Annotated in this window: 30 protein-coding genes and 1 CRISPR repeat array; of the genes, 29 read left to right on the top strand and 1 reads right to left on the bottom strand. The window is 51.5% G+C overall.

The window, feature by feature from the left end; genetic code table 11:
• The first annotated feature begins 116 nt into the window (after positions 1-116).
• Positions 117-484: direct repeats of the CRISPR family, unit length 33 nt; unit sequence GTCAAAATCCACGCCCCGTAAGGGGACGGAAAC.
• 143 nt (positions 485-627) lie between these two features.
• The 15 genes from BN2106_RS07980 to BN2106_RS08045 all read left to right on the top strand — a co-directional run bounded on the left by BN2106_RS07980 (position 628) and on the right by BN2106_RS08045 (position 10,372).
• Entirely contained in the window at positions 628-1,038 is a 411-nt protein-coding gene (locus tag BN2106_RS07980) for a hypothetical protein (RefSeq protein WP_050698026.1), read from the top strand.
• 159 nt (positions 1,039-1,197) lie between these two features.
• On the top strand, positions 1,198-1,404 hold the full coding sequence (locus BN2106_RS07985; protein WP_050698027.1) for a hypothetical protein: 207 nt from the start codon (positions 1,198-1,200) through the stop codon (positions 1,402-1,404).
• Complete coding sequence (locus BN2106_RS07990; protein ID WP_050698028.1) at positions 1,404-1,925, top strand: terminase small subunit; 522 nt, start codon at positions 1,404-1,406, stop codon at positions 1,923-1,925. Before BN2106_RS07985 ends, BN2106_RS07990 begins: the two co-directional genes overlap by 1 nt.
• Positions 1,918-3,282 carry a terminase gene (locus BN2106_RS07995; RefSeq protein ID WP_050698029.1) on the top strand — a complete coding sequence of 455 codons (1,365 nt, stop codon included), beginning with the start codon at positions 1,918-1,920 and terminating at the stop codon, positions 3,280-3,282. Before BN2106_RS07990 ends, BN2106_RS07995 begins: the two co-directional genes overlap by 8 nt.
• Before the next feature lie 23 nt (positions 3,283-3,305).
• Positions 3,306-4,754, top strand: a complete 1,449-nt coding sequence (locus BN2106_RS08000) for a hypothetical protein (protein ID WP_050698030.1) — start codon at positions 3,306-3,308, stop codon at positions 4,752-4,754.
• Positions 4,751-6,412, top strand: coding sequence for a phage minor capsid protein (locus BN2106_RS08005; protein ID WP_050698031.1), 1,662 nt, complete (start codon positions 4,751-4,753; stop codon positions 6,410-6,412). Before BN2106_RS08000 ends, BN2106_RS08005 begins: the two co-directional genes overlap by 4 nt.
• On the top strand, positions 6,390-6,566 hold the full coding sequence (locus BN2106_RS16610) for a hypothetical protein (RefSeq protein WP_207641708.1): 177 nt from the start codon (positions 6,390-6,392) through the stop codon (positions 6,564-6,566). The genes BN2106_RS08005 and BN2106_RS16610 overlap by 23 nt, the downstream gene beginning before the upstream one ends.
• Positions 6,567-6,659: 93 nt before the next feature.
• Positions 6,660-7,253 carry a hypothetical protein gene (locus BN2106_RS08010; RefSeq protein ID WP_050698032.1) on the top strand — a complete coding sequence of 198 codons (594 nt, stop codon included), beginning with the start codon at positions 6,660-6,662 and terminating at the stop codon, positions 7,251-7,253.
• A gap of 6 nt (positions 7,254-7,259) precedes the next feature.
• Positions 7,260-8,153: a hypothetical protein gene (locus tag BN2106_RS08015; protein WP_050698033.1), complete on the top strand. Its 894-nt coding sequence runs from the start codon at positions 7,260-7,262 to the stop codon at positions 8,151-8,153.
• Positions 8,154-8,167: 14 nt separating this feature from the next.
• Complete coding sequence (locus BN2106_RS08020) at positions 8,168-8,401, top strand: hypothetical protein (RefSeq protein ID WP_050698034.1); 234 nt, start codon at positions 8,168-8,170, stop codon at positions 8,399-8,401.
• A gap of 11 nt (positions 8,402-8,412) precedes the next feature.
• The gene (locus BN2106_RS08025) at positions 8,413-8,787 is read left to right on the top strand and encodes a head-tail connector protein (RefSeq protein WP_050698035.1); all 375 of its coding nucleotides are present in this window, start codon (positions 8,413-8,415) and stop codon (positions 8,785-8,787) included.
• 3 nt (positions 8,788-8,790) lie between these two features.
• Positions 8,791-9,138, top strand: a complete 348-nt coding sequence (locus BN2106_RS08030; protein ID WP_050698036.1) for a hypothetical protein — start codon at positions 8,791-8,793, stop codon at positions 9,136-9,138.
• A 1-nt stretch (position 9,139) separates the two neighbouring features.
• On the top strand, positions 9,140-9,517 hold the full coding sequence (locus BN2106_RS08035) for a hypothetical protein (RefSeq protein WP_050698037.1): 378 nt from the start codon (positions 9,140-9,142) through the stop codon (positions 9,515-9,517).
• Complete coding sequence (locus BN2106_RS08040; RefSeq protein WP_050698038.1) at positions 9,517-9,924, top strand: phage tail terminator protein; 408 nt, start codon at positions 9,517-9,519, stop codon at positions 9,922-9,924. Before BN2106_RS08035 ends, BN2106_RS08040 begins: the two co-directional genes overlap by 1 nt.
• 1 nt (position 9,925) lies before the next feature.
• Positions 9,926-10,372: a phage tail tube protein gene (locus BN2106_RS08045; protein WP_050698039.1), complete on the top strand. Its 447-nt coding sequence runs from the start codon at positions 9,926-9,928 to the stop codon at positions 10,370-10,372.
• A gap of 48 nt (positions 10,373-10,420) precedes the next feature.
• On the opposite strand, the gene BN2106_RS16745 is transcribed toward BN2106_RS08045, so the two are convergent.
• Complete coding sequence (locus BN2106_RS16745) at positions 10,421-10,969, bottom strand: TM2 domain-containing protein (RefSeq protein WP_242846279.1); 549 nt, start codon at positions 10,967-10,969, stop codon at positions 10,421-10,423.
• A gap of 180 nt (positions 10,970-11,149) precedes the next feature.
• Here BN2106_RS16745 and BN2106_RS08055 point away from each other — a divergent pair, with 180 nt between their 5' ends.
• The 14 genes from BN2106_RS08055 (at position 11,150) to csm2 (ending at position 26,598) form a co-directional block, all read left to right on the top strand.
• A complete protein-coding gene (locus BN2106_RS08055; RefSeq protein ID WP_050698040.1) occupies positions 11,150-11,482 on the top strand; it encodes a hypothetical protein in 333 nt (110 codons plus the stop codon).
• Positions 11,403-11,819: a Gp15 family bacteriophage protein gene (locus BN2106_RS08060; RefSeq protein ID WP_195891804.1), complete on the top strand. Its 417-nt coding sequence runs from the start codon at positions 11,403-11,405 to the stop codon at positions 11,817-11,819. Before BN2106_RS08055 ends, BN2106_RS08060 begins: the two co-directional genes overlap by 80 nt.
• Before the next feature lie 4 nt (positions 11,820-11,823).
• Positions 11,824-13,050 (top strand): hypothetical protein, encoded by a 1,227-nt coding sequence (locus tag BN2106_RS08065; protein WP_050698041.1) that lies wholly within the window; start codon positions 11,824-11,826, stop codon positions 13,048-13,050.
• Positions 12,983-14,491, top strand: coding sequence for a hypothetical protein (locus BN2106_RS08070; protein WP_154666455.1), 1,509 nt, complete (start codon positions 12,983-12,985; stop codon positions 14,489-14,491). Before BN2106_RS08065 ends, BN2106_RS08070 begins: the two co-directional genes overlap by 68 nt.
• Position 14,492: 1 nt before the next feature.
• Positions 14,493-14,849: a DUF6711 family protein gene (locus BN2106_RS08075; RefSeq protein ID WP_050698043.1), complete on the top strand. Its 357-nt coding sequence runs from the start codon at positions 14,493-14,495 to the stop codon at positions 14,847-14,849.
• Between the two features lie 2 nt (positions 14,850-14,851).
• The gene (locus BN2106_RS08080; RefSeq protein WP_050698044.1) at positions 14,852-16,519 is read left to right on the top strand and encodes a hypothetical protein; all 1,668 of its coding nucleotides are present in this window, start codon (positions 14,852-14,854) and stop codon (positions 16,517-16,519) included.
• A gap of 16 nt (positions 16,520-16,535) precedes the next feature.
• On the top strand, positions 16,536-18,299 hold the full coding sequence (locus BN2106_RS08085) for a BppU family phage baseplate upper protein (protein ID WP_050698045.1): 1,764 nt from the start codon (positions 16,536-16,538) through the stop codon (positions 18,297-18,299).
• Between the two features lie 10 nt (positions 18,300-18,309).
• Positions 18,310-19,263 carry a DUF6273 domain-containing protein gene (locus BN2106_RS08090; RefSeq protein ID WP_050698046.1) on the top strand — a complete coding sequence of 318 codons (954 nt, stop codon included), beginning with the start codon at positions 18,310-18,312 and terminating at the stop codon, positions 19,261-19,263.
• A 21-nt stretch (positions 19,264-19,284) separates the two neighbouring features.
• Complete coding sequence (locus BN2106_RS16130) at positions 19,285-20,037, top strand: carbohydrate-binding protein (RefSeq protein ID WP_050698047.1); 753 nt, start codon at positions 19,285-19,287, stop codon at positions 20,035-20,037.
• Positions 20,034-20,801, top strand: coding sequence for a peptidoglycan recognition protein family protein (locus tag BN2106_RS08100; protein ID WP_050698048.1), 768 nt, complete (start codon positions 20,034-20,036; stop codon positions 20,799-20,801). The genes BN2106_RS16130 and BN2106_RS08100 overlap by 4 nt, the downstream gene beginning before the upstream one ends.
• Positions 20,802-20,864: 63 nt before the next feature.
• A complete protein-coding gene (locus BN2106_RS08105; RefSeq protein ID WP_330379803.1) occupies positions 20,865-21,359 on the top strand; it encodes a phage holin family protein in 495 nt (164 codons plus the stop codon).
• Between the two features lie 53 nt (positions 21,360-21,412).
• Positions 21,413-23,428, top strand: a complete 2,016-nt coding sequence (locus BN2106_RS08110) for an SGNH/GDSL hydrolase family protein (RefSeq protein ID WP_050698049.1) — start codon at positions 21,413-21,415, stop codon at positions 23,426-23,428.
• Between the two features lie 397 nt (positions 23,429-23,825).
• Positions 23,826-26,060 (top strand): type III-A CRISPR-associated protein Cas10/Csm1, encoded by a 2,235-nt coding sequence (cas10, locus tag BN2106_RS08115; protein ID WP_050698050.1) that lies wholly within the window; start codon positions 23,826-23,828, stop codon positions 26,058-26,060.
• Complete coding sequence (csm2, locus tag BN2106_RS08120) at positions 26,050-26,598, top strand: type III-A CRISPR-associated protein Csm2 (RefSeq protein ID WP_050698051.1); 549 nt, start codon at positions 26,050-26,052, stop codon at positions 26,596-26,598. Before cas10 ends, csm2 begins: the two co-directional genes overlap by 11 nt.
• The last annotated feature ends 12 nt before the right edge of the window (positions 26,599-26,610 follow it).

A 26,610-nucleotide genomic window follows, 5' to 3' on the forward strand; every position in this document is an offset into this window, starting at 1 on the left:
GTTACTGGATTTTTTGCATTTTAATTCTCATACAGGGGAATTGTTTTCTCATTTTTATGGGATTCGCATTTTAGGCCTTTACAACCCGCATGGTTACTGGGTATAATAGGGGTGCAGTCAAAATCCACGCCCCGTAAGGGGACGGAAACCCCCTGCTTCCCGATGCGGTAAATCCCGAAGTCGTGTCAAAATCCACGCCCCGTAAGGGGACGGAAACAGCTCTTTCTACATCCAACTGATAAGTTTCATAGGTCAAAATCCACGCCCCGTAAGGGGACGGAAACGGCTGACCGCCAAGCCGCACCAGTAAAATGCGCGTCTAAATCCACGCCCCGTAAGGGGACGGAAACATTCCAAAGCTGCTTTAGCTTTGTAGGATTACCGGTCTAAATCCACGCCCCGTAAGGGGACGGAAACCCGCCCTGAATATCATTCGTCCCATAAAAGATGGGTCTAAATCCACGCCCCGTAAGGGGACAAAAAGAAGCGCCCATTCCGGAAACTTGCCGGAATGGGCGCTTTGTTCGCGTCTAAAAACTGCATCTGTTCCATTTGTGCGATACTTAGAAATAATAGAAGGTATCAATATATCGCATACCACAGCGGTTAAGAATGGAGGCAGGCAGCGTGGGGCGCAGAGACCTGAATTTGGATGAATACAATATCACAAAACTACAGTATCGAGAACTTCATAACTTTTGTTTGCAATATGCTGATAAGAAACAGCAGCTTGCGGAACTGAAAAATCCATATGGGAGTTCACAGGGTTACAATACGCCGACTGGCTGTACAATAGGAGATCCAACTGCAAGGACAGCGGAACGAATCATAATCCTTTCTAAAGAGATTGAAGCAATTGAACAAACCGCTATGGAGATCGCCCCGGAAGAATACCAGAATATTCTGTTGGCGGTAACGGAGGACGTTCCCTGGCATTTCCTACAGCTGTTAAAAGGGTTAGAAATGGGAAGGCATGACTTTGAATGTGCTAGAAGGCGCTTTTACTATAATCTTGCACAAAGAAAAGGGATGATATAAGGAAATATTTTATATTGCTTGGCGTTCTGAACACATACCTATGGTTTATGATAGAATTACCGAAAACAAAATAAAATACAAGATCTTCTTCTCTTCCTTCCGTGATAGCGCTCTGCATTCGCAGGGCGCTATTTCTTTACCTGAAAGGAGGCCATTGTATTGAATTACAAAGAAACGATAGCAGAATGTGAGGCCGAAATAGCCGTTATTGACGCAAAGCTTGCCCAGATCAGAACCAGCAACAATTGGCTGGAGAACGCCCGATACAATCAGCTCTCTTGTATGCGCGGGGACCTGTGTCTGCAGCTCCACGCGGCACGGATCGCAGCGAGCAGGGGCCGGCCACCGGATGGAGGTGATCCGTAATGGCATTAAAAGCAAAACAAAAACGATTCGTTGAAGAATACCTTGTTGATTTAAATGCAACGCAGGCGGCAATCCGCGCCGGATATTCTCCGGAATCTGCTGGATCAATCGGGAGTGAAAACCTGCATAAACCTGAAATCCGCACGCGTATAGACAAGGCTATGGCCGAACGCTCGAAACGGACCGGAATCAACGCCGACCGTGTCCTTATGGAATTGGGTAAGATTGCCTTCATCAATGCCACCGACGTGATCAATATGGATGATGCGACAATCTTGTCTGAAGCCAATCGCGACGACACAGCCGCAATTGCATCCGTGAAAGTCAAGACCATACCCGGAGAAGATGGAGATGGTGTCGAACGGGAAATCCGCTTGGCTGATAAACTAAAAGCTTTGGAATTGCTGGGTAAACATTTGGGCCTCTTTACCGATAAGGTAGAAGTGAAAGGGCAGATCGACACCGGGCAGAAAAAGCTTGAGGACATTTTAAGCCAGCTGCGAGGGGATTCCGGTGAATGAGCGCCTGATACTTTCAGAAAAGTATAAAGCCTTTCTCCGGTGCCGGGCACCGTATGAGTTCCTGGAGGGGACCACGGCCGCCGGCAAAACCACGGTGGGGCTGTTCAAATTCATGCTTCGCGTTGCGGAAAGCCCGAAGAAAATACATATCCTTTCCGGCCTTGACCTTGGCACAATCGAGAAGAACATTATCAACAAAGACCTGGGGATTCTTGACGACTTCGGCCCGCTGGTGGAATACAATGCGTCCGGCCGCGGACAGAATTCCTTGCCGCATTTGCTTTTCCATGCGCCGTCAGAGGACAAAATCGTTTACGTGCTTGGCTACGATAACAAGGCCCGCTGGAAAAAGGCTCTGGGCGGACAGTACGGGTGCCTGTACATTGATGAGATCAATATTGCAGACATGGAATTCGTCCGTGAAGCGTCTATGCGTTGCGACTACCTGTTGGCCACGCTCAACCCGGATAATCCGGATCTTCCTATCTACTCGGAATACATCAACCATGCCCGTCCTTTGCCGGAGTGGGAAAACGAGACACCAAAAGAAATATTGTCGATGCTCAACGAAAAACCAAAGCCAGGCTGGGTGCATTGGTTCTTTTCTTTTGAACATAATCTCGGGTTGCCAGCGGAAAAGGTGCAGCAGATCAGGGACAGCGTCCCGAAGGGTACAAAGCTTTATAAAAACAAAATTCAGGGCCTGCGCGGCCGCGCAACAGGGCTGGTGTTCAACTTGCAGCCGCATAATCTGGTTTCCGCCAAGTGGCTTCTGGAACAGATGCAGAGCAATCAAATTAAATTTCTGCAAGTGTCTGCAGGCGTAGATACATCGTATTCGCAGCAGTCAGCCGATACATTTGCATTCGTGTTTTCCGGTATTACGACCGACAGGCGGAAGATCACGCTGGCCACGGAGGTACACAACAACCGGGGTCTAACAACGCCGCTGGCGCCCAGCGATATACCACCTCTGCTGATCACGTTCTTGGAGAAGTATCGCACCATCTTTGATCTGTTCGCCCGCAGCGTCTTCATCGATTCCGCGGATGAGGCCACGATCATTGAATGCCAGAAATACAAACGTCTGCACGGAAGCGTCTATGAGTTTTGCCCGGCCTGGAAGAAGACAAAAATCATTGACCGTATCAATTTACAGTCCGGCTGGCTGGCGAGCGGGGATTATCTCCTTGTAACAGAATATTGCAGAGCGGAGATTGATGAACTGAATGCATATAGCTGGAAGGAAGACAAAGACAATGAGCCGGAGGACGGCAACGACCATACGATCAACGCAGACCAGTACAGCTGGCTGCCGTACAAAGGCAGGATAGGGGGCAAGGTGATGGTTACTTGAAATTGAGGGAGAAGGTGAAAGATATGCTGCGCAATTGGCTGCAAATCCAGCCCGCAACGCCGAACGGGATCGTAATCCAGGAGCCCTTGGATTTTCAGGCGTCGGTGATACGCAATCAAATTTGGTATCGCGGGGAGGCTGCGGAGCTGGAGCAGCTCTACAAGCAGCTTGGAGCGCAGGACAGTACGAACGCATCCCGGTTTTGGGCTGCCGTGCCCGCCAACGCGATGAAACTGCGCAAAATTCATTCCGGCCTGCCCGCGATCCTGGTAGACACACTGGCGTATTTGGTCAAGTCGGATATGGATGATGTAGCTTTTAAAGACAACTGCGGGGAAGCAGAGTGGAAGGCGATCACAGAAGAACTGGATTTTCAAGATACCGTTGGACAGGGTGTCGCCGGCGCGCTGAAAGCAGCGGACGGGGCCTGGAAAATATCCATAGATATAACCGTATCTCAGTACCCGATCGTCGAGTTTTATGAAGCGGACCGCGTGGAATACATCCAAAGCCGCGGGCGTGTAATAGGTGTGAAATTTTGGTCGGACCATTCAGACGGCTATAAGGTGTACCGGCTATGTGAGGAATACGGGAAGGGGTATGTTTCGTACGCCCTGTATGACGGGACCAGTGAAGTCCCGCTCGACCGCATACCGGAGCTGGCGGAATTGAAACCGGTTGCTTTTGATGGGGACTTCATGATGGCGGTGCCGTTCAAAGTCTTTGAGAGCGCCAAATTCCCAGGCCGCGGAAAAGCTCTGTATGAAAGCAAACTGGACAGCTTTGACGCGCTGGATGAAGTCATCAGCCAATGGTGGGACGCCATGCGCGCGGGCCGGGTGAAAAAGTATATCCCACGCGACCTGTTGCCGGTAGACCCCAAAACAGGAAATCTGTTGCCGCTGAATGATTTTGGCAGCGAGTACATCACTACGGAATCGCTGACGGATGAAAACGGCGTGAGTAGAATCGATACCATACAGCCGGAAATCCGGTATGAAGCGTTTCTGTCTTCCTATACGGCCGCGCTGGACATGTGCCTGCAGGGGGTTGTTTCCCCGGCCACTCTGGGCATTGACGTTGGTAAGATGAGCAGCGCGGAGGCCCAGCGGGAAAAAAAGGATGTCACAGGGTATACGCGCAATACCATAACCGGAGTTCTGGAAAAAGTGCTGCCGCAGCTGGTGTCGACGATCCTGATGGTCAACGATCTTATGCAGGGACGCGCCCCGGGAAACTACGAGCCATCTGTGGGCTTTGGCGAATATGGCGCACCGTCTTTTGATAGCCGGGTGGAGACAGTCAACAGGGCCGCCGCCGCCAATACCATGAGCATAGAAACACAGGTGGATGAGCTGTGGGGGAACAGTAAAGACGACGGATGGAAGACCGGTGAAGTTGCCCGCATCAAGCAACTGCGCGGGATCGAGACGGTAGATGGACCGCCCGCGGTGGGGGATGAGCTGGCATGACTTGGCGTCAAATCGCGGCACTCTTCGAGAAAATAGAACTGCGCCTGATCGCGTCCCTGAAACGGAATCTGGCTGCACACAAGCGCTGGGAGTGCGACGAAGGTTTTAAGTGGCCTGCCTGGCAGGCGGAGAAACTTCATAATCTGGAACGCTTTCGTAAGGAAAATCAGGAGATTTTAAATGAGTACCAGAACGTGATTGATGAAGAAACACAGGCCATGTTGCAGGCGCAGTTTGCAGAGGGTGCGGAAGCACCCGAAGAAAGCCTCCCTGAACCCACTTTCTTCGGCGTCAATGAGCCGCGATTAGAAAACCTGATCGAGGATATCCAACATGTGGAGGGGAAAGCCGAAAGCGCTGCACTGCGCATGATGGACGACGTCTATCGTCGGACCATACTGCAGGCGGAAACGGCTATGTCGGCAGGTGCGGTAACTTTGCCGCAGGCGATCGACCTGGCGGTCAAAGACTTTTTAGAACGTGGGATCACCTGCATTGAGTACAAAGACGGCAGCCGCCACAATATCACCGATTATGTCCAGATGGCTCTGCGCACAGCGGCAACGCGTTCCTACCTGCAAGGGGAGGCACAACGCCGGGAAGATCTGGGAATCGATACCGTACTGGTCAGCCAGTACGGGCAGTGCTCAGAAACCTGCCTCCCCTGGCAAGGGCGCGTATACATTGACGATGTTTGGGGGAGCTGGAACGGGGAACGGGCGGGAGACCGAGGGAAAAGCGTAAACGGAAAATGGTATCCGTTGCTTTCTGTGGCTGTGAAAAACGGGCTTTTTCACCCCAATTGCCGCCACACGCTCTCCACCTGGTACGAAGGGATCAGTACGGTGCCGGAGCCGATGGACGCTAAAAAAATCCGCAGGGACGCCGCTCTTGAGCAAAAACAGCGGGCGATAGAACGGAACATCCGACGCCTGAAACGCCTCTCAGAGGGCACGCAGGAGCCGGAAAAAGCGAAAGAATACCGAAGGCAGGTCAAACAAGCCCAGAAAGAGCTGCGGGACATTATCGCGGAGCACGACGACGTATTGCGCCGCGACTATTGGCGTGAAAAGACCTACGGTGTGCCGGAGGTTGAAAAGCCCGCAAAAACTGCTATACTGAGGGATATAAACACAGACTATCTGCCGGTGACCAATGCTGCAATCCAGCGTGTGCCGCTGTTAAAATCATCTCTACTGACAGACCAACAGAACAAGGAACTGCGGAAAAAGCACAGGGATCTTTTGAGATACGTTCAGGAAGATGCGGTCGGCACAGAAGCGGTTGCCTCGTATGACATGCAGCTTACGGAGCTGAACTGTTGGAAAGGGACGGAGGAGGGGAAGGTGAAACCTCCCAGAGAATCGGTCCCTTATATGGTCATTCACAATCATCCAAGCGACGGTATTTTGGCGGTCGACGATCTTTTGGAGATGCTGCGGCAAGACAACCTGCTGCTGATCACAGCGATTGGAAACGCTGGCCATGTCAGTATGATGGAACGACTTCCGAATAACGATCCGGGCGCCTATTTGGGTTTTGTTGTCCAGGAGGCCGCCCGGAAATCCGGCTGGGACCCCTCGCCGGAAGAGTGGGTGGAATTCACAGAACATATTTTGAAAGCGGGGAAAGACTATGGCTTCAGGTTTATCCGATGAGCGCCGAAAACAGTTGAAAAAGATAGCGTCCATGGCAGAACATTACCCTATGGATTCGGATGAGATGAACATGCTGGACGGCGGCGGGGATCTGCTCAGAAAATGCGCTACGCTTGCCCAGGAATTACTCGATAAAAATACCGCCAAGCCGTGAGGCCGGGCGGTATTTTTATGCCCAAAACATGCTGACGGCATAAAACTCTGCAAGGGAATTTAAGCCGACAGGCTATAAAAGGAGCGGAAAACAATGCGTGATACGTACATGGAACCCAATATCCAACTGTTTGCCGAGAAGCCGGAGGACGGCGAAGAGACAAAGCCTGCGGGTACGCAGGAAGACGAAACCGAAGAAACGGAAACCGGCTTACCCAAATCGCAGGAGGAACTTGACCAGCTGATCAACGAGCGCCTTCGCCGCGCGAAAAAAGATTGGGCGAAGAAAATCCAATCCAAGGCACCGGAAGGTGAACCGAAAGTGCAACAGACATCTCAGGCGACCGATGCGCCGCCAGTTAATCTGGAAACTGACGCTATGCGCATGGAGCTGCTGCAGAGCCGCGCGGAACTGGCCGCCTACCGGGCGAACGTGAAGTCAGAAGCAGTGGAGGACGCGGTTGTGCTGGCCATGCGTCAGGTGGAAAAGGATGGCGATGATCTGGACGACGAAACCATAGCCGAGGCATTGAAAAACATCCTCAAAAGGCACCCGGAGTGGAAAAAAGAGGATGAGAAAAAACAGGGCAGCGGATTTAAAGTTGGTGCCGGGAAAAAAGATTCCCTGGGCGCGGACGATGATACGCTGTCCTCCATCTTTGGTAATGTAAAGAAACTGAAAGGATGATTTTAAATGGCAGTATATGATTATGCGGAACTGTTCACCCGTCAGCTTGCGCAGAAATACGAAAGGGAACTGTGCTCCGACGCACTTACCAAAAGCAACTTAGGGGTGCAGTTTATCAACGCACAGACAATCAAACTTCCGCGTATGACCCTGAGCGGATACAAGGACCACACCCGCACGCCGGGCTTCAACGCCGGCACACTGTCCAACGACTGGGAACCGAAAAAGCTGGAGCATGACCGCGACGTGGAATTCTTCATCGATCCGATGGACATCGACGAAACCAATCTGGTCACGTCCGTAGCGAATATCCAGAACACCTTTGAGGAGGAACAGGCGATCCCGGAAAAGGATTCTTATCGCTTCTCCAAACTGCATGCAGAGCTGTTGCAATACAGCGTGACGCCGGATTCCACGGCGATCACCGCGCAGAATATTTTGGAGATGTTCGACGAGTATATGGCCAAAATGGACGAGGCCGGCGTCCCGGAAGAAGGCCGTATCATCTACGCAACGCCCGCGGTGAGGAAGGTTATCAAAGAGGCAGAGGGTGTACAGCGCATGATGGGTGTCACGTCCGTCGGCGGCATCAACCGCCAGGTGCACAGCCTGGATGATGTTCAGATCAAGATGGTTCCGGCCGCCCGCATGAAGACGAAGTATGACTTTACCGCTGGGTGCGTTCCGGCTTCTGATGCAAAGCAGATTAATTTCATTCTCCTGCATCCGTCTGCGGTCATTTGTCGGGATAAGTACAGCTATATCAAGCTGTTCACGCCGGGCACCGACAGCCGCACCGCCGACGGATACCTGTACCAGAACCGTAATTACGGAGACTTGTTCCTGATTGAGCGGAAGGTTGCGGGTGTTGTAATGAATGCGAAAGCTGCGGGCGCATAACAGGAGGGATTGACATGAAAGCAGTAAAAGCGAATAAGGAATACACGATCGACGAAGCACGGAAGGCACAGTATATCAAGGACGGCTTCGATATCATCGGTGATGACGGAAAAGTGGTACAGCAGGGGGCGGGTAAAACCGTCCCCTTTGCAAAATATCAGGCGGCGCTCGATGAGAACACAGCACTGAAGCAGCAGGTGGAAGACCTGCGGACGATGCTTGCTGAAAAAGAGACGCCTAAAAAGTAAGCGGTGGTGAAATGATGCGGTATATCTCGCTGGAAGACTATTGGAGACTGTACCCTGAAGGACAAGCCTCCGTAGAGGAAATGGAACAAGCTGAGGATGACATTGACGCGCTGACGCTTAACCGCATCGTCGCTCGTGGTATCGAGGCTTTGCCGGAGTTTCAGCGCCGGCTGGTGGTTCGGGCGGTGTGCCGGCAGGCAGAATTCCTGCACGACTACGGGGAGGTTTTAAGCAATCCGTTATCGTCCTACGGTATCAACGGCGTGTCCATGTCCTGGGACAAGAAAACGTTGGTACCGCGGGGACCGGTGCGGACCACAAACGCCGTATACGCCCTCCTGCAGCAGTCCGGACTTACCTATTGTGGATTGGACGGGAGGGGATAGCATATGGCAAAATGGCCTAAGCTTGTTCCTCCCGCCGCTTGCAACACGCCGATCACCGTGCGGCTGCAGGAAGGCGTGGAGGACGACGGCAGCCCAAAATATACCGTGGTGTGGGAAGGCAAGTGCAATTACTCCGAAAAATCCCGGCAGGTGCTGGATGAAAAGCGGCAGCTAGTGGAGCTGCAGGCCCGCACGTTGATCGATGGGGACATTGCCCCGGGGCAGGATATCGCAGGCGAAGCGGAGATCACGTCCGTAGGATCTCCTGGGGTTATACGGCGTATTTATAGCGCATCCCGTGCGCGGTATCCCGACGGGACAGTGAATTTTACACAGCTGGAGTTGATGTGATATGCCCGGCATCCAAATTGTGTTGGATCAGGTTGCAATTGCCCGTCTGGGAGAGGCTGCGGAACGTGCGGCGAGGATGGCGATAGACGCCCTGAAGACAGACGTTGTATCCGCGCAGGTGATGCCCTATGATATGGGCGACATGCAGGACACCCAGACATTCGTGGACGTTATACGCGAAGGGGACCGGATTCTGGCCACGCTGACCACCGGTGCCCCGCAGGCCCGCCGGCTTTACTATCACCCGGAGTACAATTTCCAGAAGGGCAACAATCCAAACGCCGGTGGGTTGTGGTTGCAGCCCTGGTTGAATGGAGAGAAGAAGAGTTTCGTTCAAGATGCGTTCGCAGAGTTCTACCGGAAGGAGGCGGGATTGTGATGCTGATGCTGAAGCAGGTGGCAGAATGGATCAAAGAAATTGATACAGAACTGCCCGGTTGCATTGCCGTCGGGACAATTGACGGAAACAAAGAAAAATATATCGGCGTCTACAACGACCCGAACGCCTCCGGAAAGCAGCGCGTCTGCCTCGGGGGCATAGCGCAGACAACGTACCGGGAAAAGCGCGTCACGCTGCTGGTGCATTGGACAAACTCGGCGGTACAGGCGGAAAAAAAGGCCGCGGAGCTATATGAAAAGCTCTGCGGCCGATCCGGATTTCAAATCGGTGAAGTGAAAATTGTGTACTTGGATCCCGGTGCGGCGCCTGTCTCTGTGGGACGAGATGTGCGGGGTATATACGAGTACGTTATAAACATGAAGATCATTTATGAAAGGATGGGATGACATGGCTAAGACAGGTGTATTCCCGGTTTTTGACAACAAATTTAAAATTGGGACTAGTGGCAGATCGAGCGCGGACTCCGACATGGTGACCATCAAGGAGATGGAAACATTCTCAGTGAAGATCGACGGCAAAGTGCAGGAGTGGAGCCCGATGGAGGAACAGGGGTGGACCAAGCGCATGACCACCGGTAAGGCAATTACGTTGTCTCTTTCTGGCAAACTGTGCCCCGGTGATCCCGGGAACGATTATGTAGCCGCGGCTGCGTGGAAAAGCGGTACGGACTGCGACACCAAGTTTGAATGGGAATTCCCCAGTGGCGCGAAGCTGGCGTTTGACGCGGTATTGAACGTGACGGATATCGGTGGTGGTGACAGCACCGCTGTGGCGGCCTTGGCATTTGACTGCATGTCACACGGCAAGCCGGTGTATACGCCTGCGCCGGAATGAGCATAAAAATAACCGCGCCCCCAAAAAAGGGACGCGGTTATAATTCATTTATTTTTTTAGGAAACAACCAGCGGAATCGGTAAAACTTCCGCAAAGAATTGTAATTAAATCTATAATCCAGCCAAACCAAAAAAGCCCGCCGGTAAAAAGCCAAATAATCCCTGTTCCTACTTTACCTACATAGAATCTATGAAAACCAAAGAATCCTAAAAATAAGCATAAAAAGAATGCCAGCCATTTGCTTTTAATACTAATTCCACCTCTGCCAGTACCGGTATTGGCCATATTCGTATTGGTGTTCGTATTATTAATAATTATTGTTGGCTGTTGTGGCATCTGGGTGGTATATGGATTTGCTGAGAACTGCGTCGGGCTCTGATGCGATTGCACGGGATTCTGGTAGGAGGGCTGCATTGGGGTGGGGTACGAAGGGGCGGGCGAGTTTGGCAATATATCGGGTTTCTGAGGTTGATATGTCGGTTGCTGGTTTATGGGTTGGGCACTGGCTGGTTCAGCTGCTTTTTGCTCTATATCAGCTCCACAAAATGGACAGAATTTGAAACCGCCGACATTTTCGCCGCACTTGGGACATTTCATAAATTCTACCTCCCAAAAGTTCATTATTTGTTCATATTATAAGGTATAACGACAATTTCTGCAATAGAAAAGAAAAATTATCTTGTTTCGTATTTGAGTTTGAATAGGCAGGAAAACCGCACTTTGTTTTGAGTGCGGTTTTCTTATACCTGAATTTTTTATCTAATGGAGGAATTTTAGATGAAGCTTTACACACTTGATGAAAAACTTCTCACCGAACGCCCGGAAATCCGGATTGGAGATAAGGTGTATCCGGTGGATGACAGGCAGAAAACCGTAGAACAGGTTACTAATCTGACGACGAAATACAGCGAGGAAAAAGATTTGAACAAAGGTATAAAAGAGACGTTCAAACTGGCCTTTGGCGACGCTGCCGCGAAAGAAATTGACGAAATGAACCTGCCGTTTGTCGCATATCAGCAGGTGTTCCAGCTTGTTATGGCGGCGATCATGGGAGAAACACCGGAAGCTGTGGCTAAACGATTTCAGGAAGCCACAAAAGCCGAAAAGTGATGCCTGGTATGATCTCGAATACGACCGCATCCTGATCGAGCAGTCCATTGCCAAGCAGTACGGTGTATTGCCGTCCGATCAGCCAGACCTGCATTACGCGGACTGGGCAAAGCTGGTTTCCGGATTGATGGACGATACGCCGCTGGGCCGGGTAGTGGCCGTGCGGTCGGAGGACGACCCGGATATGCTGAAAGCTTTTACACCGGAACAAAACCGCCTGCGCACGGAGTGGAAACAGTTCTGCGGACAAAAGGTCCTACGGGAATCAGATGAAGAAAGTGTGCGGTTGCAGATGAAAAACCTTGAAAGAATGATTGCGTCGATGTTTGGGGGGTGAACTTATGCCGGAAGCAACAGGAACTACAGTAGGTACAATATTTCTTGACCTGCAAATTCTGAACAACGTCAACAAGCAGCTATCTGATATTGCGTCCCGCGCACAGGCAAGTGTTGGACAGGCAATAAAGCGGACCGGAGAAACGGTGCAAGAAGCTTTCACACAGCCTATGGAGCGGGCAATGGAGGCGGTCAACGCGCCGCTTAAACAGACGCGCGATCAGGTGGAGCAAACCGACAGGGAGATTGCGGAGATTGCTGCACGCGCCGCGAGGCGTGTAAACTCCATTAATCCTGAAGCGGCGCTGCCGACTTCGGCCCCGCGAATACTATCGGCTATGGCCTCGCAAATTCAGCGGGGCAGCGGTGATACCAGCACCCCTTCTGCGTTGCCAGACGTTGCCGATACCTTCCGTCCTTCCATCAACGCAGCGGAGCTGTTGCGGCAAAAAATTCAGAATATCAACCTGCAGATGGATGCGGAGTATAGAAAGCTAGGGCAACTGAATTCTGAGTTTGAGAAACTGTCCTTCGGAACAAAAGCATGGGATGACATGTCAGCGAAAATTACAACGTCGGAATCGCGCCTGATCTCCATGCAAGGGACACTTAATGCAGCTCAGGACAAAATGGAAGCAATGGTTCAAAAAGCGATGGAAAGCCAGGAGGAATCGGACGGGTTAAGCTCCAGAATTTCCGACTCGATACAGGAGCAGCAGGACCGGGCAGCAGAAGCTATGGAAAATGCGGCCGAACGCGCGAGAAACGCAACACAGGCGACGGCGCGCATGCAGGCAAACGCATTTTTATCAGCTGCGAGCAGCCAGGCGACAGGGATTGCGCGTATCGGTGCGATTGGAAGAACCGCGCTTGCCAGTTTGCGAGGATTGGCGACGGCTTTGCCGATGGCGGCGGCGTTGGGAGCGCTGAAAGTCCTGCAAAAAGGGTTTGAACTCGCCAGCGAACATTCCAAAGAATTGAAGTCTAATCTGAACGCTTTACAAGCAAATTTGCAAGTGGCCTTCACGCCGATCTATCAGGCGATATTGCCCGCGCTAAACTCGCTTGTGAGTGCGCTCTCCAGGGCTCCCGAGGCTATGGCATCCCTTCATCGCCGGTATATTTGGCACAACCTACAAAAAGGCTCTGGACGCCACGAAGGACATGAAGAAGGAAACTGGTTCTGGATCAGGAGGCGGCAGCGCAAAACAAGGGACGCTTACAAGTTTTAACCAAATTCATACCTTGCAGAAAGAATCGTCCAGCGGGGGGAGCGCAGCGACTGGTGGAGTTGATTTCGGCAAATTGGAATCAGAAGGTAACGCGGCCGCTGAAGGGCTCGGCGCAAAATTTCGGGAATTTGGACAACTGGTGAAAGAAAATATCCCAACAGAAGCTATAGAGAGTTTGGCCAAGGCGTTTGAAAAATTGAAAAAGGCCTGGGACGAGCTTACGGAGGGATTTGATGTTCCCGAATTTGTTGCTCGACTAATCGCACTAGTGCCTACAAATGTGATTAATGCCATTACAGATTTACTCTTGCTTTTATCGGGGTTATTGGAAATTATGAACGGCTTGAAAAATGCGGATTTTGGAGAAGTTCTTGAGGGTTTAAAAGATGCGCTCTTGGGACTTCTGTCTTTACCAATAGATGCCCTAACAGCTTTAATAGATGCTTGGTTTGGAACAAATCTAAGTGAAGAATGGCAGAAGCTAAAACAAGCCATTATGGATTTTGATCTCGCCGAATGGTGGAATGAAAATGTTAAACCTTGGTTTACGTTAGAGCGTTGGCAGCAACTTGGTGAAGATATGAAAAAAGGAATATCCGAAAAATGGAATGAATTTATAACATGGTGGCAGACTACAGGGATTTTTAAATGGTGGCAGGAAAATGTTGCTCCGTGGTTTACAAAAGAAAAGTGGCAAAAGCTAGGAGAAGACATGAAAAGGGGCCTGTCCGATAAGTGGAACGAATTTACGACTTGGTGGGGAAATACCGGTGTGGTGAAATGGTGGAATCAAAATGTCGCTCCATGGTTTACGAAGGAGAAATGGCAGCAATTGGGGAAAGATGCAATTGGAGGCCTGAAAGGAAAATATGAGGACTTCCAGAGATCATTTGATCCTATCAAACAGTGGTGGAGTACCAATATTGCCCCTTGGTTTACAGCTGAAAAATGGCGATCAGTTGGGCAGCAGGCTATCGATGCCCTCACCTCACCGTTTCGGAACATCAAATGGCCCACGCTCAAAATGCCCAAAATCACATGGACCAAAGGCGCTGAAGCCACCGGGTGGATTGCGAACATCTTAAAGGCCATAAACCTTCCCACGTCCTTACCTAAATTGCAGGTTCAGTGGCTTGCACGCGGAGGTATCATCGATCAGCCCACCCTGTCTATGATCGGTGAACGCGGTAAGGAAGCGGTCGTGCCGCTCGAAAACAATACCGGCTGGATTGCACAGCTCGCACAGCAGGTTGCCGCATACATCGGTACCGGTCAGCCGCTTACAGAAGACTCGTTGTACCGTGTCGGAAGGCGTCTGATTTCAGAATTGCCGGCGCAGAGCGCGACCTTTGTCGCCACCATGAACAATCGCATCATTGCCCAAGAGGTCATAAAAGAAATGAAGCGTCAGAACATGCGGTATAGTCCAGTGGGAGGATAAGATGACACTGCTTAAAATAAACGGCGTGGAGGTGGAAGGGCTTGTCAGCGTTGAATTCGGGCTGCAAGACCTTTCCAGCGAGAATTCCAAACGTGATTTGTCAGGAATCATGCACAAGGATGTGGTGGCGCAGAAACGCACGCTGAATTGTAAATGCGGTGTGCTAACACTTGCGCAGGGCTCCAAATTGCTGAAGCTTTTAAACGGTGTCACGTTCAACGTCACCTATCCTGATCTTCTGGATGGTAAGCCGGAAATACGAAAATTTTATGTAGGAGACCGTACCGCCCCGTATTTTACGACTGAGGACGATACGGTCTTTGTCAATGATTTGGCCTTCAGCCTAATCGAGGTGTGATTATGCATCAAACGACAGAGTTATACAAACAACTGATTCGACGGACCGCCCGGCGGCAGATCGTGGGCGGGACCATAACGTTGTCCAGCGGGGAAACGATCGATCTCACCCCGCGAAATGTCGCAGAGGGCGGCCTGGAAATCTCCTGCGCCACCAGCCAGCAGGGCGCGTTTACGATTGGCGCGGCAGTGATCGGGGAACTCACCCTCACCCTCATTAACCATGAAAAGCAATTCGAGGCATCAGATTTCACAGGAGCCGTCATCCGATCTTCCATAGGCCTCCTGACGCAGCAAAAGTGGGACGGCACGAAAACGGTGGAGTGGGTGCCGTTGGGCGTCTACACGGTCGACGAGGCCGTGAAAACCAACGCCACAGTGACCATCACCGCGCTGGACAACATGGCCCGGTTCGAGCGACCGTACAGCGACAGCAAGCTTACCTATCCGGCCACACTGAAGCAGATTGTAACCGACGCCTGTACCGTCTGCGGCGTAACGCTGGCGGCGCCGGACTTCCCGGGCTCCGGCTACACGGTGTCCAGGCGGCCGGAGGAGAAGTCCATCACCTGCCGGGAGATACTCAGCTATGCCGCGCAGCTCGCGGGCTGCTATGCCCGCTGCAACCGCGAGGGGGCGCTGATGGTTGGGTGGTACGACATTGCGGCAGCGCCGTATGAACCGGTCGGCATCCAGTCCTCTGATGTGGCTGCGGCAGACATTGCTGTCACTGGGGTGCAGATCATCCCGCAGGACACGGAAGCCGCCCCTGTCAATTCCGGCGGTGAGGGTTATGTGGTCAAGATAGAAAATAACCCGCTTGCACAGAATAATTTGCAGGTGTTGGCGGACGATCTTGGCGCGCGTCTCGTCGGCTTCACCTTCCGGCCATATACCGTGCAATGCCTGTCCAATCCGTCCCTTGACGTGGGCGACACTGTGCGTGTGACGGACCGGCACGGTACCGTACATACAAGTTTTGTGAGCAATATCAGCTATGCACCGGATGGTTCCATGACCCTGACAGCGGACGCGGAGAGCAAGCTGAGCAATGCTTCCACGCGCTTCACCGCTGCGGAGAAGTTGCAGGAGCAGGTCAATAAGGTGGAAGATGCGGTCACAGAGCAGGGCACGGAGATCAGCCAGACTAAACAGGAAATAGAATTGAAAGCGTACAAAGATGAACTGATTTCCCTCATCAATATCAGCCCGGAAACCATTAAGATCAAAGCGAACCGCATCGAGATATCGGGTGTCATCACTGCGGAGGATTTGGAGGGCGAAGGGACTACCACCATTAACGGCGCCAATATCAAGACAGGGCGAATTGAATCGGTAGACGGAGATTGGTGGCTGGATTTGGAATCTGGGGTAGTATATCTGTCGAAAGGGACTTTCGCTGGCCGCATCGAGTGGGGAGATAATAGCTACATCGATGTGAATAGCAAAGGCCAAACAGTTTTGAAATCAAATAAAGGAGTATCGGTAGTAGCACCTGTCCTTGATGTAGATGGTGATGTTGAATGCACTGATATTATTTGCCGCAAAATTGAGTTTGGTGGCACAAGTCCTACTAGGGACGGATATGACGGGGAGGTGGGTATAACACGTAGCGACAGAAGCAAAAGAGTAATGCTATTTGAAAACGGAATTTTTGTTGGTTATGTGTAAAAAGAGGTGACAGCAATTGACCAATGAAGCAATCAAACTGAATGAGTGGGAAGTCAGCAGCGATACCGTCATGGCTGTGCAAGGCGAGGTCAATGGCCGCACGCTTGCCATTACGATCATCGATCGCAGCGGTGAACTGGACAGCACCAGCAACGCCGAAGTGATCGATCGGCCTCTCAGTCTCACAGGGAAAACATTACAATTGTACGTCGGGAAACCGGATGGAAAGGCCTGCCTTCTGGATGGAACGATCAAAGACGCTGCGAATGGCGTGGCGGAATTCGTGTTGTCGCAGCAGAGCACCGCGGTCAAGGGCAAAGCGTCCTTGGAGGTCTGGATAACGGATGCGCAGGAGAGCACGCTGAAGATCATCGGTCTTACGCTGGATGTGAAGGCGTCCGGGGAAGCTGAGATCGAGAGTTCAAATGAGTTCCAGACATTGAAACAGGCAACAGGAGCCGCATTGGAAGCCGCCGCTGCTGCCAATACCGCGGCGAAAGATGTACAGACAGCGACGACTGCTGCCAATACCGCCGCAGGGAAAGCGAACACAGCAGCGGCAACGGCGAACCAGGCGGCGGCAGACGTCGGAGATGCGGTAACACGCGCCAATACCGCAGCCTCAAATGCAGATAAGGCTACCAGGGACGCCAACACCGCGACAGGCGCTGCAAATACGGCGGCGACCAGCGCGAACACCAAAGCACAGACAGCGCAGAGTGCAGCAACCGCCGCCAATACAGCGGCGACTGCGGCCACGACTGCAGCCGAATCCGCCAATTCAGCCGCGACAAATGCCAACAGCAAAGCAACGTTAGCTAACAATGCTGCAACCGCGGCCAACAACGCCGCATCCAGCGCGAGCAGTGCCGCGACAAACGCCAATAGCAAAGCGACCTTAGCCAACAATGCGGCGTCGGCTGCTAACACAGCGGCTTCCAACGCAAACACCAAGGCAGATGCCGCGGATGCGGCGGCGACCCGCGCCAATGTGGCGGCAGAAGCGGTGGACGGCGCACTGTCAGGGGAAATTGGCCCAGCTATCACGCAGGTAATCAATGAACTGAAGGGAGCGCCAGTGGGGCTGGCTGAGCTTGACATTGCCGGAACCGTACCAATGGAACAATTGCCGATGCTACCGCCTGTTGTAAAGACAGCAGGGTCCGGCAGCGCTTACACGGCGCAGATCGAGGGGATTGGCAGTCTCGCGAAGGGCCTCATGATCGTAATCATCCCGCACGCGTCAAGCACATCTACGTCGCCCACGCTCAACCTCAACGGACTGGGCGCGAAAACGATCAAACGCCGGTACAGCTATACAAAAAGCGTTACGACGTCCGGACAGTCGAGCAACTGGCTTTCAACCAACCAGCCGCAGGTTTTGCAATATGACGGCACCTACGGGATAGCGGTCGGCGCGAACAAGCCGTATGGGCCTGACATAAATGGAACTGTCGGGGTGAGCAACGGCGGTACGGGCAAAACCAGTTGGACCAGCAACCGACTGGTTTACGCATCCAGCACCACAGCACTGACGCAGCTGGCGCCGCCGACATCCGGAACGGGCTATTTGACGCAGAGCGCGAGCGGCGCGCCTTCGTGGGTGTCACCTGCCGATATGGAGGTTGGCAAGGCAGATTACTCCACAGAATCCGGATATGCTACCACGGCGTCATACGCTCAGAGTGCATTCATTGTGGGGGAATACACTTTACTTGTTAGCGATACCACTCCAACAAACGCCCCGGCTGGCCAGATCACCTTTGTCTATGAGTCGTAAGGAGAGTTATATGGCTATTTATTTTCCTGATAACAGCGGCGTACAGCATGAAATAACCTTGGTCGCTGTTGTGACATCAGACGGCATAACCCGGGAGATAACGGAAGCCTGGCATACCGGTTCGGATAATGTAAACCGGATGGTATACCAGTCTGGTCCAAAAACGCTTGGGAGATTGCCAATCGGTTCCATAGTTGTAGACCCGGATAGTAGATATAACGGTGAGACGATTCGGTGGATGGTGGGCGATCAGCAAAGCGGAGCAACCAAACTAATTTCAAAAGATATATTGACTCTAAAATGCATAGATGCAACTGAACCTGAAAATCTTGATGGGTTGCGTCGTACGCTTGGTAATAATCGTTACACACTGTCAAACATAGACCAATGGCTAAATTCTTCTGCTGTTGACTGGTATACTGCAAGACATACCTATGATCAACCGCCAACAGAATCGCGGGTAATGATGGGAAATCCATATCAAGATGAAAGCGGATTTTTAACCAATTTGAGTTTGAATCTACAAAATGCTATGCTGAATAATACTTTTATAGCTGTAAAGAGTGTTATAGATGGTGGAGGATATGACTCATTAATCAGAAAAGTTTATTTGTTATCGCTAACGGAAGTGGCAGGTGGTACCATAAATGGAATAAGTGAAGGAGCCCAATGGGAGTGTTTTACAGATGATAAAAGCCGGAACGCAAACCCAACAATCCAGGCTGTAGAACGATCTACTTACAGACCTGAAGGGCTGAGAGCAGATAAAAGCTGGGCTTGGATACTAAGATCGATTCAAGATAATGATGAGCGAGGAGCTGGGACAACCTATGTCACAAGTACGGGCTCCATTATGAATTCAATGCCAAATTCTGGTGGACACGGTCTGCGTCCGGCGATAACTTTATCAAAAAACCTATTGACCGTAAAAAATCCAGATGGAACACGCGTAATTCAATTTTAAAGATTGAAAGGAAAATACATTATGAAACTTACACTTGCAGATAAATCCCAGTTGGAAATGATCGGAAACCGTGAAGAGCGGCAGCAATACAAGGGGTTGTACCGGGACGGCGTGCGGTTGATCTTCGACGCCGGTACATATACAGACGCTGAATTGCGTGAAATCTTCACAAATTCCGAAAAGACGCAGACCATGACGATCGATGAAGCAGAAAAGTCCCTAAAAGGTTATACGATGTTCGTGCGGTCGGTCTATGAAGAAGAGAAAATCAGTGTCACCATGGTCAAAGTGGAAAGCAGCCGTGAAGTGCAGCTTATGACGCAGGTTGAACAGCAGACCGAAGCGATTGTAACGGTGTTTGGGGCAACCCCTGACAACTTAGCAGAGGAGGCACCCAAGATCCGTGCCGGCATTGAGGCCATGAGCGCATTCGCGCCGGACGCCATTGTACTCCAACATCCGACACTGCTGCCCGCGTGGATCAGCGAGGACCATGAATACACCATTGACGACCGTGTACAGTACGGCGGCCTGCTCTATCGCTGTCTGACGGCCCATACATCGCAGGCCAGTTGGTCGCCAGATGCAGCCCCGTCGCTCTGGGTGCGCATCGACGATCCTTCCGTCGAGTGGCCGGAGTGGAGGCAGCCTGCCGGCAGCACGGACGCTTATCCTGCTGGGGCCAAAGTCAGTCACAACGGCAAGCGGTGGACCAGCGACGTTGACGCCAATGTGTGGGAACCGCCGGCCCAATGGACGGAGGTAGTCGAATGAATATTGTAAAAGATCTGCTGACGATCAATCCTTACAGCCGTCCGGGAACGAAGCTTGGCAAGGTGACCAAGATAGCCGTGCACTACGTCGGCAATCCAGGTACCAGCGCGCAAGCCAACCGGAACTATTTTGAGAGCCTGAAAGCAGGAAGCAGGGACAGTAAAGGGCAATTTGTCTATGCATCCTCCCATTACATAATCGGGCTGGGCGGCGAAGTGGTCCAGTGCATTCCGGAGAGCGAAGTCAGCTATGCGACCAATCAGGCTAATCCCTACAGCATCAGCATTGAGTGCTGCCACCCTTCCATAGACGGCAAGTTTACAGTCGAGACGGAACAGACGCTGGCAGAGCTTTGCGCGGCGCTGTGCCTCCGGTACAGGCTTGACCCGATCGGGGACATCGTCCGCCACTACGATGTGACGGGGAAGTGCTGCCCAAAGTATTATGTTGATCATCCGGATGCCTTTGAAGCCTTCAGGCAACGCGTGAAGGCGATAATGGGGACGGATATTCAGAGCGACACCAGCGGTACCGTGCAGATCAGGCGCGGCGCCTACTACACAGCAAAGTTTACGGGAGTCAATGCAGGTAAGCTTACGGTGACAGCAGGGACTGGAGGCGTGGTGACTGTCGTGCCGATCAACCGCGGCGCGGACAAGCTGGCGGCGATTGTACCAATCGGCAAGCCCGGAGATACAACGGGGATTTACACCACGCTCCCCGGCGGCAAACCGATGAAGCGGTTTGTTGCACAGGTTATTTAAAGCGTGCTTTCATTGTTGACAAAGAGACTGCCAGTAATTAAAGAAGATGGAGGATTATTTTAAATGAACATGGACGAACATGTTGTGATTGGAATCAAAACAACCGTCACAGCGGCCTGCGCGGCCTTGTCCGCCTGGCTGGGCTGGTTTGGGTGGCTTGTCGTCGCTTGGACCGCCTGTATGGTAATGGATTACATAACAGGCTCTGCAGCGGCCTGCCGGGCGGGGGAGTGGAGCAGCGCGGTTGCACGGGATGGTATTTGGCATAAGACAGGGGCCATGGTCGCGATGGTTGCCGCAGCGCTGGCCGACTGGATGATCGGTTTGGTTGTCAACAACATTCCGGCGGTTGTCCTGCCGTGGGACTACTCCGTGCTGCTGTGCCCCGTGGTCCTGGCATGGTACATCCTCACAGAACTGGGGTCGATCGTGGAGAATGCCGGCAAGCTGGGCGCGCCCGTCCCGGCATTCCTGGCCAGGATCATTGCCGCCTGCAAAGGCAGCGTGGACGCGGCAGGGGATAAGCTCGCCGGCGGAGAAGAAAAAGAAGACCAGTGAAAACAAAGCCCTGCTTCTCACGAGGCAGGGCGATTTTCTGTATGGAGGGACACATGATTGTTTTAAACGAAGACTGGACATTTACGTCGAAGGGCGGTACCTCACTTGGCTACGTCGGTGAAAACGAAGTCTGCACCCTGAAAATCCAGAAGCTTGGAACGGAATACTTGGACTGGGATATTGTGCTGGATGTATCCCAGCCAGGCAAGAAGAACATCTGGGCCGTGGAGAAAACAGAAGAAGCCGGTAATATGGTCCTGTCAGTGCTGATCAAACGGGAGTACATTGCTGCCGCCGGGAGCATCACGATCCAGCTGCGGGCCACGCATGCGGACGGCCGTGTCAAAAAGTCTGCGCAGCTCACATTGTCCGTAAGCCCAAGTATCAACGCCCCGGATGTGGTTCCGTCGCCGCTGCCGTCGGAATTCGCGGAATATGAGCTGCGGATTCTGGACGTCAAAGAGGCGGTGGAGGCGGACGCCGACCGGGCCGCTAAGGCAGCGCTCTGTTCACCGCAAATTGGCGAGAATGGCAACTGGTACACATGGAACAGTACAACCGGAGAGCTGAGTGATACCGGAATTCCGGCCAGCGGAAACGCGGAGTGGAACTTCTTTGGAACGACGCCCTGCCGGGTGTCAGGTCCGTCCATCAGTGGGGTGAAAATGGTATCCTCCACGGAGTGCAGTTACCGGCTGTACTCCGATACCGTGAAGGATATGGACAGTGCGGGCCGGACGATGAACTGGCTGACTGAGAGCCATTCCAACGGCGTATATGAGTTTACCGTCAGCATTGTAAATAATAAGCCCAGCGGATGGTATCAGGTCTTCTGGTCCATGAAGTTCACCGGTCTGGAGATAGGGAAGGCGTATAAGCTGTACATCGATACAACAGGCCTTACGCCGGATTCCACGACCACAGGGATGCATTTTGGACGATTTTTGTTGGCCAGTGTAAACAATGGGTCTAAAGGTGATTTGCTTATAAACACCACAGAAGTCGATCATGCCAGATTGAGTTCCTGGGAGTTCATAGCAACGACGCCAGATGTACTCTTGGAATATTACGCGGGAAAAGAAATCTCAGAGTTGGTAAATGGCTATCAAGTTCGCTTCAAGGATTTGTACATCAATTACGCGGACGCGGAGAGCGGACATACCCCAATCCTGAATCAGTCCGGTTCATTTACGGGGGAGCTGGTATTCCCGGAATATACGGACAAATTGCATTATGAATCTACGCCGTCCTGTTCTGTGTACTATTCTGAAGCCAAGTCCAAGCTTTTTACAATTAATGGCAAGGGACCGGATGCAAGCGGCAATATAGAGATTCCAGTCAGCCGGCTGCAGAGCAGGACGCTGGCCTGCTTTGGAGACAGTATTACAGGGGATTTTCAGCCGCCGATGGACTATCCCTCCGTAATTGCAAAGCTGACCGGTATGCAGGTATATAACCTTGGGGTGGGTGGCTGCCGTATGTCGCAACACACGGACCAGTACTATGACGCCTTTAGTATGTATCGGTTGGTGGACGCCATAACCTCCGGAGATTACACATTGCAGGAAGCGGCGGTGGGGCATACCGTAAATTATGCAGCCGACCGTATAGCGTCATTAAAATCCATTGACTGGACAAAGATAGACTATGTCACCATTCTATTTGGAACGAATGATATTCATGGAGGCGTATCACTGGATCACGCAGATGCCCCCAAAGATGTTACAACCTACCTGGGCGCGGTCCGATATAGCTTGAAAGTACTTTGGAGTCGCTATCCGCATCTGCGGGTTTTGCTTTTAACTCCTATCTACCGTTACTGGGATAATGAACAGGTAGACAGTGATGAAAAAATGTTTGGAAACAAGCATTTTTACGAATATGGAAACGCGCTCCTTCAGTTGGCAAAGAATTACAAAACGCCGGTGTTGAATTTGTATGACACTTTGGGAATCAACAAATGGAATCGGAGACAGTATTTCTCGAACGGGGATGGGACACATCCAAATGATTTGGGTCGTGCGCTGTTGGGGGAAAAGATTGCAGGAAAGCTTTTGGGCGATTTTTAAAAATGTATAGAAAATGAAAAAGTGCAGCTGTCCTTTATGGATAGCTGCACTTTTTCTGTCCCCTTACGGGGCGTGGGTTTTGACTGTACCCTCATTATACCCAGTAACCATGCGGCTTGTAAAGCCCAAAAATGCAAATCTACCGAAAAGCAAGAAATAAATATGCAAGCAGAGAATAAATTATTGAAAAATGCAGGAATTAAGCGAGGTGCGAATCAACCAGCAAATTTATGTTTGCTTGGTATTCGCACATGTTTAAAATAGATTAATACTTTCTGTTTCAACATAAAATTATATACAAATTAATTTAAATTATATTGCGCGATATAGAAAAAAGTGGTAATATGGCCAAAAGGAACGCAAAGAGTCGAAAAAGCTCACGCGGAGAGGAGGAAGTATGAAAGAAGATAATTTTGAATGGCGCTGCCTATTATACACGTTGAGGCCAGAATGTGAGCAGCAGGGCTTGCAGGTTCTGTACAAAAGTCTGTGGGACGATATGGACGCATCAGAAGAGGAACAAAAATGGATAGAACAGGCGAGTGAAATCGTCGCCGGAAAGGAATGGCGGGAGAACTCTGGCCGGGGGCTCCAGTCAGTTTTTTATTTGCTCAACGGTGGGCGGGAAGAAAAAACTTTTTATCCAGGCCCGGCTGAGGAGCTGCAGTATCCCACCGAACGGGAAGTACCAGCGAAGGCGTTTTCGGAGCGATTGGAGGTTTGCTTGGAGGGGCTACTCCAGACAAAAGGGGATCCGGAGTGGGCTCTCGAAGTTTGCAGAAAACACCTGTCCTATTACCCGTCCGCCGTTCCCGGCGTATCCCTCTACCAGAAAACGCGTCTGGAAACCTGTCTGGCCAGATGCCTGAGAGACTCCAGTGAGGAAAAGCCGTTCCTGCTGATGACCTGCGGCCTGCCGGGAATCCAAAAGTTTTTATACACGATCTCTGGTAAAGGCGTGTTAAAGTCCCTGCGAAGCCGGTCGTTTTATCTGGACCTGCTGGAAGAGCATTTGATGACAGAGCTGCTGAACCAGCTGGGGCTGTGCCGCGCGCATGTCCTGTATGTCGGGGGTGGGAGCAGCTATGCTCTCCTGCCCAATACGTTGGAAACCGTCAATATTCTGGAGACTTGCCTGCGGAATATCAACCGCTGGCTGCGGAACCGATTTTCCGATGCACTGCAATTCCTGTACGCGTGGGAGCCCTGTTCGGGGGTCGAATTGCAGAACAAAGAGCCGGGGACCTATCAGGCGATTTTTGCCCGCCTGGACCAAAAGCTAGAGGAGCGCAAGAGCCGCCGGTTCGACGCGGAAGATTTGCGGAACCTGAATGCGCAAAAGATGCACGATGCGGGGAGAGAATGCCGAGTCTGCGCGGGAAGCAGACTTCTGGTGGACGATAAAGGTCTGTGTGAAGTCTGTCGGGAATTCCGAGATGTGTCGGCGGGTCTGGTGAACGACGGCCGTGTCGCGGCGATTTGCGGCGCCGTATGGAAGGATAAACAAAACCATTTGACCGTTCCTTCTGCGGACGGTAAGGATTGGTTTGTATATATGCTGGAGGAGGACAGGCTGAAAGACCTCCAAAAAGCAATGGCGGGTACGTCGGTCCGCGTCTATGCGGCGGATGGAAAACACCTGCCACTCCCGCTGGGCTCTTACGCCTATACGGCGGACGGCGTGACCATGCCGACCTTTGAGGAGCTGGCGAAGTGGGCGCGGGGAATCAAGCGGCTTGGTGTCCTCCGGGCGGATGTGGACAACCTGGGAAGCACTTTTACCAAGGGCTTTGAGCGGAATCTGCGAGATGGAACGTGTGGCTCCGGGCTGGCGCTGACGGCGTCCCTGTCCCAGCTGTTGACACAATTTTTCAAAATGTACCTGACAGAAATTTTGAAGGGAAAATACGGTCAGTTCCATCTTCTGAAAAAAGATGAGGGAATCGCTTGGGAACGCAAAGCGATTGTTGTTTACGCGGGTGGGGACGATATGTTTCTGGTCGGTCCATGGAATGAGATCGTGGAGTTGTCCGTGGACATATACAATTGTTTCCGGGGCTTTACGGGTGGAAAGTTGACCTTTTCTGCGGGCGTCGGTCTGTTTCCGTACCACTATCCCATCTATGCAATGGCGGAGGACACAGCTATATTGGAGAGCGAGGCCAAAAATATTAATAGATTAAAAAATGGATTGGCTCTGTTTGGCATGGAATTACGACAGGGGACAGGGGATAAGATGTGTTCCATTGCAAGGCATAAATATACATGGCCTCTTTTCAAAGAAAATGTGGTGAAAGACAAGCTTCAGCGATTGGAGGTCTACTTTGATAAGACCTTTGGACAAGATAGCGGTGGAGGAACAGCCTTTCTCTATCAATTGAAACGGTTTGCGGAAGAACTGGACAAAAATCCGGCTGAAAAAATGAACTTGGCACGGTTTGCATATTTGTTGGCGCGTATGGAGCCGGGCAAGAAAGATCCGAAGCTTGCGGATTTGTATGCAGTCCTGTCTGTTGATTTGTACCGCTGGGTGCGTGATGATATAAGTCGTGGGATGTTATTGACGGCCATAGAATTATACTTGTGCATGGTCCGTAAATCGCGGAAAGAGGAGCGAGAAGATGGAGCGTGATTGGCGGGAAGTACTGGGGCAAGAGTACGATATCCCTTTAAAGCAGACGGAACAAGAGCAGAAACGGAAAGGCGGGAAGGATGACATGAAAGACAACGAAAAAGAGAATATAAATAAGCCGGAATATTTAATAGATGATCGTGATTATGTCAAAATGGCAGATGAAAAGATGAAATCATATGCTCGTTCAGAGGATCAAAAGAACCTGAGACCTATCATCGATTATCATAAACTAACCACCAGCCAGATGAGAAACTTGTATGCTCTTATTACGCGGGTTTACAATAAAATGCGTGCGGGACAAAATATTGCTGTATCGGATTTGACTAATGTTAAAGTAAGAATGGTCTACGATGCAGGTAGAAATTCCGATGTAGCAAAGTTTTTATTGAAGACAGAGCTCCTAACTGGTCTTAACTGGCTTACCGAGAATTTGGACGCTGAAGGAAAGATAAACAAAGAACTTTTTACGCGCTATGCAAATTATATGGAGGCTTTGGTAGCGTATCATTATTATTACAGCAAAAGTAAGGATTGAGAGGGAAAAAGC

Source organism: Anaeromassilibacillus senegalensis (genome assembly GCF_001261775.1).
Taxonomy (GTDB): domain Bacteria; phylum Bacillota; class Clostridia; order Oscillospirales; family Acutalibacteraceae; genus Anaeromassilibacillus; species Anaeromassilibacillus senegalensis.

Bases quoted from the DNA above. Each gene is read 5' to 3' on its own strand.
- BN2106_RS07990 (WP_050698028.1), top strand. From the start codon at position 1,404: ATGGCATTAAAAGCAAAACAAAAACGATTCGTTGAAGAATACCTTGTT.
- BN2106_RS08000 (WP_050698030.1), top strand. From the start codon at position 3,306: ATGCTGCGCAATTGGCTGCAAATCCAGCCCGCAACGCCGAACGGGATC.
- BN2106_RS08005 (WP_050698031.1), top strand. From the start codon at position 4,751: ATGACTTGGCGTCAAATCGCGGCACTCTTCGAGAAAATAGAACTGCGC.
- BN2106_RS16610 (WP_207641708.1), top strand. From the start codon at position 6,390: ATGGCTTCAGGTTTATCCGATGAGCGCCGAAAACAGTTGAAAAAGATA.
- BN2106_RS08010 (WP_050698032.1), top strand. From the start codon at position 6,660: ATGCGTGATACGTACATGGAACCCAATATCCAACTGTTTGCCGAGAAG.
- BN2106_RS08015 (WP_050698033.1), top strand. From the start codon at position 7,260: ATGGCAGTATATGATTATGCGGAACTGTTCACCCGTCAGCTTGCGCAG.
- BN2106_RS08020 (WP_050698034.1), top strand. From the start codon at position 8,168: ATGAAAGCAGTAAAAGCGAATAAGGAATACACGATCGACGAAGCACGG.
- BN2106_RS08025 (WP_050698035.1), top strand. From the start codon at position 8,413: ATGATGCGGTATATCTCGCTGGAAGACTATTGGAGACTGTACCCTGAA.
- BN2106_RS08030 (WP_050698036.1), top strand. From the start codon at position 8,791: ATGGCAAAATGGCCTAAGCTTGTTCCTCCCGCCGCTTGCAACACGCCG.
- BN2106_RS08035 (WP_050698037.1), top strand. From the start codon at position 9,140: ATGCCCGGCATCCAAATTGTGTTGGATCAGGTTGCAATTGCCCGTCTG.
- BN2106_RS08040 (WP_050698038.1), top strand. From the start codon at position 9,517: ATGCTGATGCTGAAGCAGGTGGCAGAATGGATCAAAGAAATTGATACA.
- BN2106_RS08045 (WP_050698039.1), top strand. From the start codon at position 9,926: ATGGCTAAGACAGGTGTATTCCCGGTTTTTGACAACAAATTTAAAATT.
- BN2106_RS16745 (WP_242846279.1), bottom strand. From the start codon at position 10,969: ATGAAATGTCCCAAGTGCGGCGAAAATGTCGGCGGTTTCAAATTCTGT.
- BN2106_RS08055 (WP_050698040.1), top strand. From the start codon at position 11,150: ATGAAGCTTTACACACTTGATGAAAAACTTCTCACCGAACGCCCGGAA.
- BN2106_RS08065 (WP_050698041.1), top strand. From the start codon at position 11,824: ATGCCGGAAGCAACAGGAACTACAGTAGGTACAATATTTCTTGACCTG.
- BN2106_RS08070 (WP_154666455.1), top strand. From the start codon at position 12,983: ATGAAGAAGGAAACTGGTTCTGGATCAGGAGGCGGCAGCGCAAAACAA.
- BN2106_RS08075 (WP_050698043.1), top strand. From the start codon at position 14,493: ATGACACTGCTTAAAATAAACGGCGTGGAGGTGGAAGGGCTTGTCAGC.
- BN2106_RS08080 (WP_050698044.1), top strand. From the start codon at position 14,852: ATGCATCAAACGACAGAGTTATACAAACAACTGATTCGACGGACCGCC.
- BN2106_RS08090 (WP_050698046.1), top strand. From the start codon at position 18,310: ATGGCTATTTATTTTCCTGATAACAGCGGCGTACAGCATGAAATAACC.
- BN2106_RS16130 (WP_050698047.1), top strand. From the start codon at position 19,285: ATGAAACTTACACTTGCAGATAAATCCCAGTTGGAAATGATCGGAAAC.
- BN2106_RS08100 (WP_050698048.1), top strand. From the start codon at position 20,034: ATGAATATTGTAAAAGATCTGCTGACGATCAATCCTTACAGCCGTCCG.
- BN2106_RS08105 (WP_330379803.1), top strand. From the start codon at position 20,865: ATGAACATGGACGAACATGTTGTGATTGGAATCAAAACAACCGTCACA.
- BN2106_RS08110 (WP_050698049.1), top strand. From the start codon at position 21,413: ATGATTGTTTTAAACGAAGACTGGACATTTACGTCGAAGGGCGGTACC.
- cas10 (WP_050698050.1), top strand. From the start codon at position 23,826: ATGAAAGAAGATAATTTTGAATGGCGCTGCCTATTATACACGTTGAGG.
- csm2 (WP_050698051.1), top strand. From the start codon at position 26,050: ATGGAGCGTGATTGGCGGGAAGTACTGGGGCAAGAGTACGATATCCCT.